The organism is Petrotoga mexicana DSM 14811, assembly GCF_002895565.1.
GTDB lineage: Bacteria > Thermotogota > Thermotogae > Petrotogales > Petrotogaceae > Petrotoga > Petrotoga mexicana.
Genome location: NZ_AZRN01000034.1, coordinates 223,384 through 238,039 on the forward strand (window position 1 = coordinate 223,384; position 14,656 = coordinate 238,039).

A 14,656-nucleotide genomic window follows, 5' to 3' on the forward strand; every position below is an offset into this window, starting at 1 on the left:
GGGAAAAGTCAAAAACTTTGGGGATAGTATTTCAGTTTATTAATTACTCATTTTATTTTTTATAAAAATTTGACACATGTTATAAAAAATCAATTGCCACTAATACCATAAAGTGAAAGCCACAACATATCAGCCACGAGAGTAGGATTTTCAGAATTGCTTACGTCTAATATAACCAAGCCATTCAAATAATTTGCCGCGTAAGCGTAATTATCTTTTATATAAACACTTTCTGCCCAACCTGTGAAGTAATGCCCAACAACCTTTGGTTCTATAGGATTACTCACGTCTACTATCGTCAAGCCATTATCTGAATCTGCTACATAAGCATAATTATCTTCTAAATAAACATCATTTGCTCCATCTTCTAAATTCAGATGCGACAAATGTACAGGATTTGTTGAATTACTTACATCAAATATATCTAGCCCTTCTGTTCATACGGCAACTATTATGTTTTCTGATTGTGCTAAGCACAAAGATGTTAAAAATAACCCCACTACCAATAAGAATATTCTTACTTTTTTCACCTCTTTCAACCCTTTTTTTGAAAGATAGTTTTTTCGATTCTCTCACGAAAATGATGTTATCCTTTTTCTTAGTGAATCTCACATAATAAAACCATTCACTTAATACATTTAATCACGTGGAATTGTCAAATAATATCTTCGTTAACTAAGCTGGCTTTGTTATATTACTATCTGTTTCGAGAATTTATGTTGTTCTTTTCTTAGCTAATATCACTATTTTATGTTCTTCCTCTAAATGATACCAAATTATTTAATCATTTGTTCATATTTTATTTTTCTTATTATCTATTCCCGCCCACCACCCTCAGAGGATTTTTTTGTTTTTGTCTGCCCATTATGGTGACCGCTGCCCTTTAAGGATTTCTTTTTTTATGTTGCCCTTCACCATCCTTAGTGGGTCAATTTTTGGGACACCCTATAAGGTTTTATGTTATTAATATAAATATATAAAAATATATAATATATTTTTTCTCATTTTGTAGGGAGAAATAAAAATTTGCAGTCTAAGGTAAAAAAGTCTTTTGATAAGTTTTTTGGAAGCTTTGTCTTTAAATTGCTTTCGATTTATGAAGCTTATTTGATTATCTATTCCCGCCCACCGCCCCTTAAGGATTCATTTTTTTTGATGCATATCGTCCCTAGAGGATTTTTTGTTTTTTGAAAATTTATTTTTTTTGATTTTTTTGCAGATACTACTATTGGGAAGAAAAAAATTCTTTGAAATGCAAGTGGATTTTGTGAATGTTTTTAAACCATATTAGATCATAATTAATTGCAATCGAAATAGTGTAATGGCTAGATAGTAATTATGTTGTTGAAACTGATTTGCTTTTTGTTAGTTGAATGTCGTATAATTTATTCACGAGAAGATTTATTTTCTTAGACCTCTTTCGGACTGAATACAAATACGAGGTGGCAGACAATGAAAAAGATTTTATCAGTTGTTCTTACAACTGTTATGTTCATAAGCATGTCGGCAGTGGGGGTCTTTGCTGTCGAGCCGACTTATTCTTCCCAGAAGGCTAAAAATTTAGTATCAGAGATCTCAGGTATCGATGCAGCAAAGTTTAGTGCCGAGCTGAGTTATAGGTACGATATACCATCTCAGGCTTGGAATATTCGCTATTGGGATGAAGAAATCACTGTCAATGCTATGGTGGATGCCTCCACCGGTGAACTTGTGAACTATAGGTACTACAAAAATTATTATCCGGGCAGCGAAGATAACAATGTGCCAAACTACACGAGGGATGAGCTCAAAGACAATGCTTTAAATTTCATAAAAAGGTATGCACCCGACAAGTATGACCAGATAGACAAAGATCCTGATTTTCAATATGATTTTTATAATTATAAAAACGGTCAGTCAAATTATACCTATCATTTCAAGAGAAACATTGAACAGCTAAGTGGTATCAATGACGGAATAGATATCAACCAAGGGATAGATATAAGTATTGATGCCTCAACCGGAAAGCTATCAAATTATTACATTAACTGGACAGACATATCTAAGGTTGACATCAATGGGTTACTGAGTGAAGATGAAGCTTTAGAGAAAATGGATCAGATAATGGGTACTTTTCTTGTGCAGAAGCAGATATGGAGAGAGAACTTCCCTCCCGAAAATAAGCTCTTGTATGCTTCTGCCAACAGAGCTGGCTTATATCCTTTACCCATGGGGATTAATGCTAGAACTGGAGAGCCAGTAAACTACACTGGTCAGACTTTTGAGATGGGCGAAAGGGAAGAGTATAAGGTAACCAATGTGAATAAAATGTTTCCCCTAGGGAAGATGAATGAAAAGAAAGCAAAGGATTTTGTGGAAGAATATCTGAAGAGCATGGGTAATGATCCGGAAGAATTCGCTCTAAACATCAATATAAATGAAAACTATAACGATCAAAATATAAAGGTATATAATATTTTTGCTGATCATGGGGATAAAGATAGCAACATCAATTTTAATTCAGTAATTGAGCTGGAGACGGGGAAGATAATAAGCCTTAATTATGGCGAATGGCTAAATCAGCCGACTTTCCCTGATGTCGATAATGGTATAGGAATAGAAAAAGCAGTAGAAACTGCAAAGGATTATTTATCAAAGGTAATGCTTCCTTTTGAAAACATGCTGATTGTGTCTGGGAAAGATTACAACTACACAGTAAACTTCATCATGTATCAGGAGGGAGTCTTATACCCCGTTAATACGGTTAATGTCAATATTGATAACGAGGGTAAGGTAATTCGATTTAATATTAATTACAGTGACATTGAGAAAATCGATACCACTGGAATTATTACCATTGAAGAAGCCAAGGCAAAGCTGTCTCAGTATCAAAAACTTCAGCTCTCCTTTGTTTTACCGAGAGATCAGTATTCAGGAGATCCGGTGGGGGAACCGATTCCTGTTTATCAGCTCTCTGATATCCAAGGGTTTGGGGTAGACGCCAAGACGGGTGAGTTTGTAGGATATGATGGATCGACCTTGCCTATTCCAATGGGAAAGTTCGACCCTTATACTGCAGTAACTGGAGATAAGAACGAGAGGATCTTAAAGATTTTCATTGATACGGGTATTATGCCTCAGCCGGTACCGGAGGTTGGTGAAAATGTGACGGTAGGTCTGGCTGCATTAATACTCTCCAAGGCATTTACCCCAAATTATTATCTGATGCCACAGTCCAGAACAGAGGAAGGGGCTGTAGAAACCACGCCTGAAGGAATCGCCTTGAAAGCTTTAATGAAACAAGGTGTGATAAAAGAGGATGTAAAATCATCCGATGCCGTTACAAGAGCCCAAATTGCCCTTTGGCTTTCGAGAGCTGCGGGTTATGATAAACTCATAGATTCGGATATATACTTTATATTACCGGCAAAAGATATCAATGACCTTGATAAGGAAGTTAAAAACAGTATAGCGATAGTAACCGCGTTAGAGGTAATGGATGTAAAAGAAGGAGAATTCAAACCCCACCATTTGCTGACATTCTCTGATTTCTGCGCTATAGTATATAATGCCATGAAAAATATGTAACCACAACTGGGTAGGAGGTAGATTGATTAATTATCTACCTCCTACCCAGTTTATTTCAACAACTCTTTTAGTTCTTCTATTGTAATTTCTAATAAATTGTCTCCTATGTAATCTATCGTTTTTTCATCTGCTTTTCTTATCTTGTCTTTTATTTCTTCAGTTAGTTGGTTACCAAATCTTTTGCTTAGTAATCTAATTTCAAATTCTTTTCTTTCTTCAAGTTTCCCTTCAACTTTACCTTCCAATTTACCTTCTAATTTTCCTTCGTTTCTCAACTTTTCGGCTATCGTCATTACTATCTCACCCCTTCCAGGCATTATTTCTTTTTGTACTTTTAATATCTCCTCTATCGTTACATCTTCCCTTACGTTTAATAAGTAGATCATGCATCCTTCAAACCATTCATGTACCTGTTCTTCTGGTAGTTGTTTTATGTATTCAAATACCCTTGCTAATCTTTCTTTAAATTCTTCTTTGGTCATTGCCGTTCCTGCTCTCATTGCTTCTAATGCAACTTTCGTCGCTGTTAATCCTATTATCCTTTTTTTCCCTTTGATTGAGAAATCACATATTTCATATCGATATGTCGGTAAGTATGTTTTTAGTTCATCTGGTAAATCTTCTATCCCTTGTACCATATTTGATAAGTTCGTTTCTACGTTCCATACTTCTCTTCCATGGTATATTACTATTGGTATTATTATCGGTACCTTTTTTGTTTTGGGATCGTATTTTTCTTCCCATATGCTCGTAATGTATCTCAACAGTTGAAAGATTACTTTACCTTCAATGTAGCTTTTATGTTCCATCAGAATGTATATGTATCCATCTAGTCCATTTATTTTTGTTTTGTACAACATATCCGAGAGGCTTTCTTTAAGTTTTTCATCTACATGACTGTTGTTTTCAGGAGTTAAATAATCTAGGTCTACTATTTCTACAGCTTCTTGAGGTAGATAATTTTGTAAGAAGTCTCGAGCTATCTTTTTGTCACTGAAAATCCATTTGAAGAATCGATCGTGAGGATTGTGCACTAATTCATTCATATTTTGCCTCTCTTTTTTGTTAGATTTGGTTTATTCAACTTAATTATACCATATTTTGAGAAATCCATAAAACTCGCATTAGTTCATATTATACGTAAGCAAAAGATTGAAGAAATCTGAATATTCTGAGGGATAAAAAATAACGAAAGAGAAAATAAAAATTTACGTTAAGTTAATATTTCTTGCAGATACTATTAGTGGAGATGAGAAAATTAGAGAAATTGGAATTTACTAGAGAACAAGTAGTTCTCTATCCTGAGTTAGAATTAAAATTCCGTCATTAAAAATTGCCAATATTAAATCTTCTCCCAATTTATCGCCAGCGGAAAGCTTTATAAGTTCATCGAAGAAATAAACAAACCCCGTATTTCTTCCTTCTGAATCTATGAAAAAACCCGAGAATTCCACCCCTTCTTTTTGATATTTAGGCAAGTTATCTTTTTGTGACCATAGATCTAATAAGTCAATTTTTAAAGGTTCGAAAATGTTTGAGCTTTTCATATAAAATTTATTATCTTTAACATCCTTAGAGGTATACTCAAAATTAGGGTATGAAAAGGATACTGAGATGTCAAAATTATGCCCTAGTTCAAGAAAAGAATCGTTATTTCTTTTTATAGTCATATTTTCCACCAGGAGGTCTGATGTTAAAATATTTTCTAACTCTTTTTGTAGAGATTCTGATGAGAAGTTGCTTTCTACTTCTGAAACGGTATGGAGAGAGAATTTTAGGTTCGGTGATTCAATTTCATAATTTTTTATGTAAACTAAAGTTATAATCAACAAAAGAATAATGAATAGATAATGTTTCATGGGTTGACTCCTTGTTCTTTAATTTCAAGAACCACATAATATTTTGATCCCATATTGATTTTGGTGACTTCAGATATGGAATATTTACTCTTTATTTTTTGAGTAGGTTCCATAAAGGTTGCAACTTTTGCAGATAGTCCATTAGCTAAAGAGTAATTGAATTCTATTAAATAAAAATTGTTATCTGTTAAGAAATCAAAAAATTCACCTATATCAGTTCTTTGGTTGGCAACTTTGTAAAGATAGTTGTTGTAAGTATAATTTAAGTTTTTTTGCATCCTTTTGATATTCAGATATTCTTGATATTTGCCATAACTTTCAACCACTAGAAGAACAAAAAGTAAAATTATTGTTGTTATTAGTGTGTATTTCAGAAGTTTTCTAACGTTAGATTCTAACAGGAACAATTCTTTTATCCTCCAAATATTTTATTGCTAATTCCTTCAATTCTTGGTTATCAAAAAAGTATGTTGGTTTTTCGTCAACTATTAATCCTGAAAATGCGAATTCTGTGTTTCTAATGAACTCATAATTGTAAAAATCTGTACCCAGAACATATCTGCCTTCTTTGAATTCCAAGACTTTTTTCAAAAGAATGGATTGAACCGGTATAATACTGTCAAAGAATAAAGATCTTTTTGATTTTTTATAATCACTAGCATCGACTACTAAAAAATATTCTTTATCAGAAGAATGTATCTTTTTAAAAGTAATTTTTTTATCAGTTATTTCTTGGAAGTATATTTTTCTCAGTTGAAATTCGTTTTCAAATGGTTTAATAAAACAGTCTATATGGTTTATACATACTTTTTTCCCTTTGTATTTGAGCTTAATCATAATAATCTCCCAAAGTCTTGAAAATAGATCATGGATTGGTGAGTGCTCCCGTAACTGGAACAACGTTAAATATGGTTTTCCCTTCGCTGTTTACAATTCTGCCTCCCCTTCCTCCTACTATTTTTCCGAAACTCCATAATAGATTTTGGCTAGTTGGACCTTCTATTCTGAATCTTATATCATAAGTCACAATTTTTAATCCCCCTTGTACTATTTGAGAATGAAAGATCCCATTTAAGTTGTTATCTTCTCCGTAATGTGTTGATGCACTTCGTGTTTTATACACCACCTCTGAAGCTATGAATCTTTCGGTAAGAGATGAAAAATATCTTTGAAGTGGATATACAGTGAAAAAAACTATCGACGAGAACAAGATTAATTCGATACCCAAGGAAACAAGCACTTCCATAAGTAGAAAACCTTCTTTATGAGATTTAGAATGTGCCACCCATTTCAAATTTTATCCCCCCTAAGTAGACATTGGAATAAATTTCAAATGCCAAACTCAAAATTATAACAGATAAAAATATTATAAGCACAGGTTCGATCATTTTCATAATTTTATCCGACGCGGTTTTAAAAGAGGAATAATAATAGTTTTCTAAAAAGTCAAATACCTCTTTATAATTCCCTTTCCTCTTTGAGACGCTCATTGTTAAAGAAAATTCTTTAACATCTTTGATTTTTGAAAAAACCTCGGTAAGATCTTTCCCTTTTTCTATATCCAAATAGGCTGTTAAGAAAGTGGATGATATATACTGTGAATTCGTATTAGAGAGAACTATTTCTAAGGCGTTGTATATTGTGAGACCACTTTTTAAAAGTAAGTTAACGTTCCTTGTGAATTCATGAAGTATGTAATTCTTGTACAAAAACTTTAAAAACGGAATCTTTGTCCAAATAATGTCGTTTCCCTTGCCTATCCAGAAAGTTATCAACCCTAAGAAGAAAAATATCAACAAACTTATCAACATGTAAGTTGATAAGTTGAGATTAATGTCGTATCCTAAAAGTGAAGAAAACTGTGGAATAACCCAAAAATTTAGAAGAAAAAGCAAAACTAAAATTGATGAAAGAATGAGGAGAGGATATATTAATGATTTTTCGGCGGTAGACTTGGAGAGTTTCATATTGTTATAGTAATTTTTTAGATTGGATAAGTTTTTTCTTAAAATTAGCGTTGTCTTTGAGATGTTTATGGTATACCTAAAGTAGCTATCTATTTCTGGAAAATTAAATGCTGTTTTGTAGTCTAATCCTTTTTTGACTAAGAAGTAGCCCTTGGAAATTACACCTCTTATGAACTTATCAACCTGTTCGTTGAAAACTAAAAATTCCATAGCTTCAAGGACAGTTAAACCCGAGTTTACAAGGAGATACAAATTATCAACAAGGCTGATCATTTGATCGATATTGAATTTTTTACTGTTGAAATAAAAGTTATCAACATTGATGTTGATAACTATGATATTGAGATTAGACAGAAGAGTGTAAATTTCTTCTTTATTTTTTAAAAGTAATAGACATTCGTATCTTTTATTTGATGATCTTTCCTCTACTTCCACCTTGTAAAGTTTTTTCATCTTTTCCCTTCTTTTATCCTTTGAAATTTACCTTATTTCTTGTTTTGATTTCATCCATGACTAATTCGTAAAAGTATCTGCTTCTCATAACTTGAATGGATTTGTATAACCTTTGTATGGTTGAAGATTTATGATAATTATATGGTGAATCATATATTTCTATTTTTTCACCTTTATACTTTAATAATGAGTAGCAAGGTGTTCTTGAAAAGGAAGCGGTATTGTACCATCCTTGAAATGGTGGCCTAATACCAGGTAAGAGGGTAGAATAGAAAAAACTTTCTTGAATGGTCCCGATCTTTTTAGTAGTTATTTCTTCGGTTTTTAAATTTATCAGTTCGATCTCTAAAGGAATATTTAAATTGGCGTCTTCTTTTAATTGATATTTGTACTTGCCTAAATTTGAAGAAAGTTTGAGACAATTCTTTATGTTTCCAAAAAAAATGTAATCTTTGTCTATTGTGTTCAAGTAGGGTTCTAAGCTTTTTATACTTTGTTGAAGAATTTTTTCTTTCTTGAGTTGGAAACAGGCGATACAAAATCCTGTGATACCGTTGGTGATGATTTTATCATAACTGGATAGATCTAAATCTTTCAAATTTTCAGCTGCTTTAATTCCTTGCCATCCAAATCCTCCGCTTACAAAAATCATAGTATTTTCTCCAAGATTTCTTCCTTTTTTTCTAAAACAGCTTTTCTCCCAGTATCTATTAAGGCTTGTGTTTGTGTGAAATCTAAAGTATTAAAGTCTTCTGTGGGTAATTCGATAAGTACGTTGGCAAACTTTTTTGTTAAATTATCGTATATATTTTCTCTTATTGAATCCATCCTATCAAAAGCTTGGGAGGCATTTTTTATTTCCTCGTATTTTATCTTCTTTGATAAGAGTTTTAGGGCGATAATTTTATCCGCACCAACTTTTTTAGCCGTTAGGATAGGTAGCTTTTCCAGAGTTCCACCATCTATGTATTTGCTACCGTTTATTTTAACGGGCCTGAATGCACCAGGCATCGCCATACTAGCCTTTAAAGCAGGGAACAAAGGTCCTTCATTGAAAATTACTAAAGCTTCACTTTCCATTTTTACGGCGGTACAATAGAATTTAATTTTCAAATCTTCAAAGGTAATATCTTTAAATACCTTTTTTAATATGTAAAAATAAAGAAAAGAAGGTAAAGTCGATGGTAGTAAGTTTGCACCTATGCACGTCAAAATAGAAGGTATTTTGCGCGACGTAGGTGCTTTTTTTATAAAAGGAGCTTTTTGTAACCTTAAAGCGTATTCATATAGTAAGTTGGAGTTACCTAAAATGGCATACCCAGCACCTACGAGTGCGCCAATACTTGTACCAACAACGATATCAAATTTGATCCCCATTTTTTCAAGTTCTAAAAGTGCCCCAACGTGGGCAGCACCTTTAGCCCCGCCTCCAGATAAGGCAACAGCAAGCAATCTCAAACCCCCATAAAATCATTTATGTGTTCTATCACTTCTTTTACCTTATTAACATATTTCCCACCGGCTTGTGCGAAAGTTGGTCCACCGCCTCCACCACCACCTAAATAGGAGGCTATTTTTCTTGCAATGTTTCCCGCATGGAATTTTTTAGAAATGTCTTTCGATACCTTTACTACCAAACTTACTTGATCGTTGTTACTCTTGTTGAAAAGGATCACAACGCCTCTACCCAACTTTTGAAGTAGGATATCGGCTGTGTTGGCATGAACGTCTTTTTCTAAGTTTTCTAATTGAGCTGCTACCACCTTTTCGCCTTCAATGATTTGTGGAGTTTGGGCTAATCTTTCTATATTTTTTGTGGCTAATTGAAATTGAAGTTGTTTAATTTCTTTTTCTTGATTTTTGATAGTTTTTAGGATGGTTTCGATTTTATCAGGTATCTGGTCACTTGATGAGTCTAACATTTTAGATAAATTAGTGATAATACTTTCCATTTCTGTAACATAGTTAAGACTTTCAAAACCAGTAATAGCTTCTATTCTTCTAACTCCTGAAGAAATGGAAGATTCTTCCAGAATTTTGAATAGACCTATTTCTCCTGTATTCGAAACATGTGTGCCTCCACAGAGCTCTCTTGAGAAATCGTCAATTTCCACAATTCTTACCACTTCACCGTATTTTTCTTCAAATAAGGCTATAACATCCATATTTTTTGCCTCTTCTAAGCTTTTTAGGTATATGTTAACAGGGATAGCTTTTTGTATTTGTTCGTTTACAAGGTATTCGATTTGCTTTATTTGATCTTGGGTCAAAGGTTCATAATGTGTGAAATCGAATCTTAATCTTTCCGGAGCCACATATGAACCAGCCTGCCTTATATGTTCTCCAATTACTTTTCTTAGTGCAGAATGTAAAAGATGTGTTGCTGTGTGGTTTTTCTCTGTGGCTTTTCTCTTTTTTTCATCAACTTTTAGAAATACTCTTTCTCCGTTTTTTATACTACCTTTTTTTACTTTTACTAGGTGAGATATTATCTCATTTCTTATAGGTTTGACATGTATAACTTCAGCTTCGAATGATTCATTGTAGATAATACCCTTATCAGAGACTTGCCCTCCCCTTTCTGCATAAAAAGGTGTTTTTGAGAAAAATAGTTCAATTTCTTCACCTTCTTGAGCTTGTTGGACAATACTGTCTCCTTTGAGTATAAGCTGAACTTCTTCGGTCGAACTTAGTTTATCATAACCAATAAATTCAGTTGGAGTCAAAAATTTATCGATTTCTTTGTAAATTTGTTTAGTTGTATCATACTCCACTTTACCCGAAGCTGCTCTTGCCATCTCTCTTTGTTTGTTCATCAGTTCTGTGAATTCTTTTTCATCAACTTCTATCCCTTTTTCGGATAATATCTCTTTTGTGAGATCCAAAGGAAATCCGTATGTATCGTAAAGTTCGAAAGCGATTTTTCCAGATAATGTGGCTTCGTTGTTTAAGTTTTGAATTATGTTGTTTAATCTTTCCATCCCTTTTTCCATCGTTTCAAAAAACTTTTCTTCTTCCATAGATGAAATATCTTTAATTAAATCTTCTTTTTCGATAAGTTCAGGATAGATTTTACCCATTTTTTTAATCACTGTTTCAAGAATACTGTTTAAAAATGGACCTTTTGCTCCTAACAAGGTTCCATGTCGTACGGCCCTTCTTATTAATCTTCTTAAAACGTAGCCTCTTCCTTCATTTGATGGTATAATTCCTTCAGATATTAGAAAGGCAATCGCCCTTGAATGATCGGCTATTACTTTTATTGATACATCTTTACTTTTATTTTCTCTGAATTTTACACCAAAGATTCGTTGTATTTCTTCTATTGTTTCCTTGAATAAATCAGAGTCAAAATTATCATATTTACCTTGAGTAACTGCACAGATTCTTTCAAAACCCGCACCAGTATCAATGTTTTTTCTTGGTAAAGGAGAAAGGTTTCCGTTTTCATCGGAATAATATTCAGTGAAAACTATGTTCCAAATCTCGACAAAACGCCCACAATCGCATGCAGGAGTACAGTTTTCTTGATCAGGGCAGTTTTCGGTATACCCTGTGTCAAAGTATATTTCTGAACAAGGACCACATGGGCCGGTTGGACCTGCAGGTCCCCACCAGTTTTCTTCTTTACCGAATCTAAGTATTTTATTTTCAGGTATTTTGATATCATCTTTCCAAATATTAAAAGCCTCGTCATCGGTTTCATACACAGAAGCCCATAATTTTTCGGCTGGAAGTTCCAATTCTTCTGTTAAAAATTTCCAAGCCCATTTTATAGCCTCTTTTTTGAAATAATCCCCAAAAGAAAAATTCCCCAACATCTCAAAAAAGGTGTGATGTCTGGGGGTTTTTCCTACATTTTCTATATCATTCGTCCTTAAACATTTTTGACATGTGGTGATTCTCGTATAAGTGGGTTCAACTTTTCCCCAAAAGATTGGTTTAAAAGGGACCATTCCAGCCACCGTAAACAACAATTGAGGATCATTGGGAATCAAAGAAGAACTAGGTAGCCTTTTGTGTCCTTTTTTTTCAAAAAAACACAAAAACCTTTCTCTGATTTCTTCAGAGGTAAAATATTTCATATAAAAATCCTCCTAATTTTTTTCAAATTATTCTTTCTTTGAAAACTCTAAAACTTCTGTCAGTAACCCTTTGCCCCGTTTCCCACCCTCACTGAAGTTTCTGATTTCTATTCTTTTAATATTTAACTACTAAATAAGCAGTATCATTATCGATAAGTATGTTGTTGTTAATCTTTTTCAGCTCGGTTGCGGAAGGTGATTCACCATTGTATTCGATTCTGACTTCTAAGGGGGTAGATGAATCTTTTACTATTACTATATTTTCCGGTTTAGAAGTTAAATAGCCATCTGACAGGAGAACATCAAATGTCAAGTCACTTAAGGTTGGATTATAAATACCATAGTTCATTACAGCGACTTGAACATTTTGCATTTCAGTTACTATTTTAGTTGCTTTAGCTTGATTGATAAGTCCTGTAACCGATGGGATGGCGATGCTTGCGAGAATCGAAATGATCCCCAATACTATTAGAACCTCAACCACTGTGAAACCTTCGTTAAATTTTGTCTTTTTCATTTTCTCCCCCTATATCCACAGTATTCTCAACAGAAAATACCACATTGGGGTTACGATCAACAAACCATCAATTCTGTCGAGCATTCCCCCATGACCTGGTAGAATTTCTCCAGAGTCTTTTACATTATAATATCTTTTAATAATTGATTCTGTTAAATCACCGATGGTATCGAAGAAACCCACCATTAACGCAAAGATAAAAGTCTGCAAAAAAGTTATTTTTTGAATACTTCCAAAAAAAATCCCAATGGTATCAAATATAAGTATATAAGCAAAAGCGAAAAAGATGCCACCTAATAATCCCTCCCAACTTTTTTTTGGTGAAAAATGTGGAGAAAGTTTATGCTTACCAAAACTAAGTCCGAAAAAATATGCACCGGCATCATAAGCCCATACCGTGGTTAATGCTAAAATCGCCATCCCTGCTCCATAGTTCAAATGAATCAAATAAAAATTTGAAAGGAAAAAAGATACGTAGATAATACTTAATGCAGAAGATTCTATAAACCTTTTTGTGTGAGTTATCTCTTTAACTAAGAGCATGATCGAAAATACAGACGCTACAAAAGCTAAGAAAAATATTCCTTCACTTTCAAAAGGTAAAATTCCTCTATATTCAGCCTCCAAAGAGAACCCATATATAAGACTAGATGTTCCTACAATAAAAGTTAGCAAAAGCTTGATGAAATCGTTTTTGACATCGCTTGTAAATAATTCAATCAGTTCAAAGGATGCCAACATCACTATAGTTGTAACCAATCCTAAAAGAGTGGGATATGTTAGATAAGAAAAGACAACTATGGGTCCTATAATTACCCCTGATAATACTCTTGTCCAGAGTTCTTTTTTATTCAAAAGTTTTCCTCCATATCTTTAAACTTACTGCTTATACCGCCAAATCGTCTTTCTCTTTTAGAATAATCTAAAAGGGCGTTGAGATAATCATCATAAGAAAAATCGGGCCATAAAGTTTCTGTAAAATACAGCTCCGAATAAGCAGATTGCCAAAGTAAAAAGTTACTTAATCTTTGTTCACCTGCGGTTCTTATTATTAAATCAGGATAAGGAACATTCGGTAAATAAAGGTTGTTGTCAATATCTTCTTTTGTTACCGTTATCTTCTTTTCTTCCAAGATTTTGTTTACTGCATCTAAAATCTCTTGCCTTCCACTGTAATTCAAGGCAAAGATCAAATTGAAATCTTTGTTATGTTTACTTATCTCCTCGATTTCTTTACAAGTCTTTATAAGATTTTCTGGTAGTTTATTGATTCTTCCCAAAAATCTTACATTTACCCCGTTTTCTATGATTCGTTTAAGGTTATCTTCAAAGTATCTTATGAATAAATCAAACAAAAATTCTATCTCATTTTGTGGTCTCTTCCAATTTTCTTCTGAAAAGGTGTATAAGGTAAGATAATTAATTCCAAATTCTTTAGACCACTCAATAACATTTAGGGCAGTTTCAGCACCCTTTTGATGTCCATAGTTCCTGTCATGTCCACTTTTAGTTGCCCATCTTCCGTTTCCATCCATAATTATACCCACGTGAGTAGGCACTTTCGAAAGTTTCATATTATGACTCCATAATCTCTTTTTCTTTCTTTTGGAATATTTTTTCTGCTTCTTCTTCTTTTTCTTTCAAAATCTCTTGGATTTCTTCCTCCATTTTTTTTGCTTCATCCTCACTTAATGAGCCCTCGTTCTTTATTTCTTTAATCTTTTTTATATCGTCTCTTCTAATGTTCCTTAAAGCTACTTTTGTTTCTTCCAGCATTTCTTTTACCGCTTTTACTAATTTTCTTCTTTCTTCAATAGTGGGATTTGGAAAAGATACCCTCACTACGTTACCATCATTTATAGCGTGAAAGCCAAAATTAGAAGCATTTATCGCTTTTTCTATAGGTTCCAGCATCTTTTTATCCCATGGAGTGATCACAACGGTTCTTTCTTCTCCAACACTTAAGGTTGCGACCTGGTTAATAGGAGTTGGCACCCCATAGTAATCAACTTTTATATCCTCAAAAATAGCGGTAGTAGGTCTTCCAGTTCTTACTTTTTTCAATTCATCTTCGAAATGTTCAATGGTTTTTTTCATTTTTTCTTCTGCTTCTTTCGCATAAGAACTTTTCTTTGCCATGACTTCACCTCCGGAGAAAAAATTTTGAATTTTTTGCAAGGATAAAGTGTAATTCAGCAAATATTATAT

At 33.3% G+C, this 14,656-nt stretch carries 15 protein-coding genes; 1 reads left to right on the top strand and 14 read right to left on the bottom strand.

What is annotated here, in order from left to right:
• Positions 1-89: 89 nt before the first annotated feature.
• Positions 90-386, bottom strand: coding sequence for an LVIVD repeat-containing protein (locus X927_RS08895; protein ID WP_103077717.1), 297 nt, complete (start codon positions 384-386; stop codon positions 90-92).
• Positions 387-1,452: 1,066 nt separating this feature from the next.
• On the opposite strand from X927_RS08895, the gene X927_RS08900 reads away from it, so the two are divergent.
• A complete protein-coding gene (locus X927_RS08900) occupies positions 1,453-3,567 on the top strand; it encodes a YcdB/YcdC domain-containing protein (protein ID WP_103077718.1) in 2,115 nt (704 codons plus the stop codon).
• 50 nt (positions 3,568-3,617) lie between these two features.
• Here the strand turns inward: X927_RS08900 and X927_RS08905 are convergent, their stop codons facing one another.
• The 13 genes from X927_RS08905 to frr form a co-directional block, all read right to left on the bottom strand.
• Positions 3,618-4,613, bottom strand: coding sequence for an Rpn family recombination-promoting nuclease/putative transposase (locus tag X927_RS08905; RefSeq protein ID WP_103077719.1), 996 nt, complete (start codon positions 4,611-4,613; stop codon positions 3,618-3,620).
• Positions 4,614-4,844: 231 nt separating this feature from the next.
• On the bottom strand, positions 4,845-5,426 hold the full coding sequence (locus X927_RS08910) for a hypothetical protein (protein ID WP_103077720.1): 582 nt from the start codon (positions 5,424-5,426) through the stop codon (positions 4,845-4,847).
• A complete protein-coding gene (locus X927_RS08915) occupies positions 5,423-5,833 on the bottom strand; it encodes a hypothetical protein (RefSeq protein ID WP_103077721.1) in 411 nt (136 codons plus the stop codon). Before X927_RS08915 ends, X927_RS08910 begins: the two co-directional genes overlap by 4 nt.
• Positions 5,814-6,263 (bottom strand): hypothetical protein, encoded by a 450-nt coding sequence (locus tag X927_RS08920; protein WP_103077722.1) that lies wholly within the window; start codon positions 6,261-6,263, stop codon positions 5,814-5,816. Before X927_RS08920 ends, X927_RS08915 begins: the two co-directional genes overlap by 20 nt.
• 28 nt (positions 6,264-6,291) lie before the next feature.
• On the bottom strand, positions 6,292-6,720 hold the full coding sequence (locus X927_RS08925) for a hypothetical protein (protein ID WP_103077723.1): 429 nt from the start codon (positions 6,718-6,720) through the stop codon (positions 6,292-6,294).
• A complete protein-coding gene (locus X927_RS08930) occupies positions 6,698-7,846 on the bottom strand; it encodes a type II secretion system F family protein (RefSeq protein ID WP_103077724.1) in 1,149 nt (382 codons plus the stop codon). The genes X927_RS08925 and X927_RS08930 overlap by 23 nt, the downstream gene beginning before the upstream one ends.
• A gap of 13 nt (positions 7,847-7,859) precedes the next feature.
• On the bottom strand, positions 7,860-8,498 hold the full coding sequence (locus X927_RS08935) for a hypothetical protein (RefSeq protein ID WP_103077725.1): 639 nt from the start codon (positions 8,496-8,498) through the stop codon (positions 7,860-7,862).
• A complete protein-coding gene (locus X927_RS08940) occupies positions 8,495-9,304 on the bottom strand; it encodes a patatin-like phospholipase family protein (protein ID WP_103077726.1) in 810 nt (269 codons plus the stop codon). The genes X927_RS08935 and X927_RS08940 overlap by 4 nt, the downstream gene beginning before the upstream one ends.
• The gene (gene alaS / locus X927_RS08945; protein WP_103077727.1) at positions 9,301-11,931 is read right to left on the bottom strand and encodes an alanine--tRNA ligase; all 2,631 of its coding nucleotides are present in this window, start codon (positions 11,929-11,931) and stop codon (positions 9,301-9,303) included. Before alaS ends, X927_RS08940 begins: the two co-directional genes overlap by 4 nt.
• A gap of 115 nt (positions 11,932-12,046) precedes the next feature.
• A complete protein-coding gene (locus tag X927_RS08950) occupies positions 12,047-12,448 on the bottom strand; it encodes a prepilin-type N-terminal cleavage/methylation domain-containing protein (protein WP_103077728.1) in 402 nt (133 codons plus the stop codon).
• 9 nt (positions 12,449-12,457) lie between these two features.
• The gene (locus X927_RS08955) at positions 12,458-13,303 is read right to left on the bottom strand and encodes a phosphatidate cytidylyltransferase (RefSeq protein WP_103077729.1); all 846 of its coding nucleotides are present in this window, start codon (positions 13,301-13,303) and stop codon (positions 12,458-12,460) included.
• On the bottom strand, positions 13,300-14,022 hold the full coding sequence (uppS, locus tag X927_RS08960; protein ID WP_103077730.1) for a polyprenyl diphosphate synthase: 723 nt from the start codon (positions 14,020-14,022) through the stop codon (positions 13,300-13,302). Before uppS ends, X927_RS08955 begins: the two co-directional genes overlap by 4 nt.
• A 1-nt stretch (position 14,023) precedes the next feature.
• Positions 14,024-14,587: a ribosome recycling factor gene (frr, locus tag X927_RS08965; protein ID WP_103077731.1), complete on the bottom strand. Its 564-nt coding sequence runs from the start codon at positions 14,585-14,587 to the stop codon at positions 14,024-14,026.
• Between the last annotated feature and the right edge of the window lie 69 nt (positions 14,588-14,656).

Coding starts and splice junctions, on each gene's coding strand:
- X927_RS08905 (WP_103077719.1), bottom strand. CDS start 4,613: ATGAATGAATTAGTGCACAATCCTCACGATCGATTCTTCAAATGGATT.
- X927_RS08920 (WP_103077722.1), bottom strand. CDS start 6,263: ATGATTAAGCTCAAATACAAAGGGAAAAAAGTATGTATAAACCATATA.
- X927_RS08900 (WP_103077718.1), top strand. CDS start 1,453: ATGAAAAAGATTTTATCAGTTGTTCTTACAACTGTTATGTTCATAAGC.
- frr (WP_103077731.1), bottom strand. CDS start 14,587: ATGGCAAAGAAAAGTTCTTATGCGAAAGAAGCAGAAGAAAAAATGAAA.
- X927_RS08930 (WP_103077724.1), bottom strand. CDS start 7,846: ATGAAAAAACTTTACAAGGTGGAAGTAGAGGAAAGATCATCAAATAAA.
- X927_RS08910 (WP_103077720.1), bottom strand. CDS start 5,426: ATGAAACATTATCTATTCATTATTCTTTTGTTGATTATAACTTTAGTT.
- X927_RS08950 (WP_103077728.1), bottom strand. CDS start 12,448: ATGAAAAAGACAAAATTTAACGAAGGTTTCACAGTGGTTGAGGTTCTA.
- X927_RS08935 (WP_103077725.1), bottom strand. CDS start 8,498: ATGATTTTTGTAAGCGGAGGATTTGGATGGCAAGGAATTAAAGCAGCT.
- uppS (WP_103077730.1), bottom strand. CDS start 14,022: ATGAAACTTTCGAAAGTGCCTACTCACGTGGGTATAATTATGGATGGA.
- alaS (WP_103077727.1), bottom strand. CDS start 11,931: ATGAAATATTTTACCTCTGAAGAAATCAGAGAAAGGTTTTTGTGTTTT.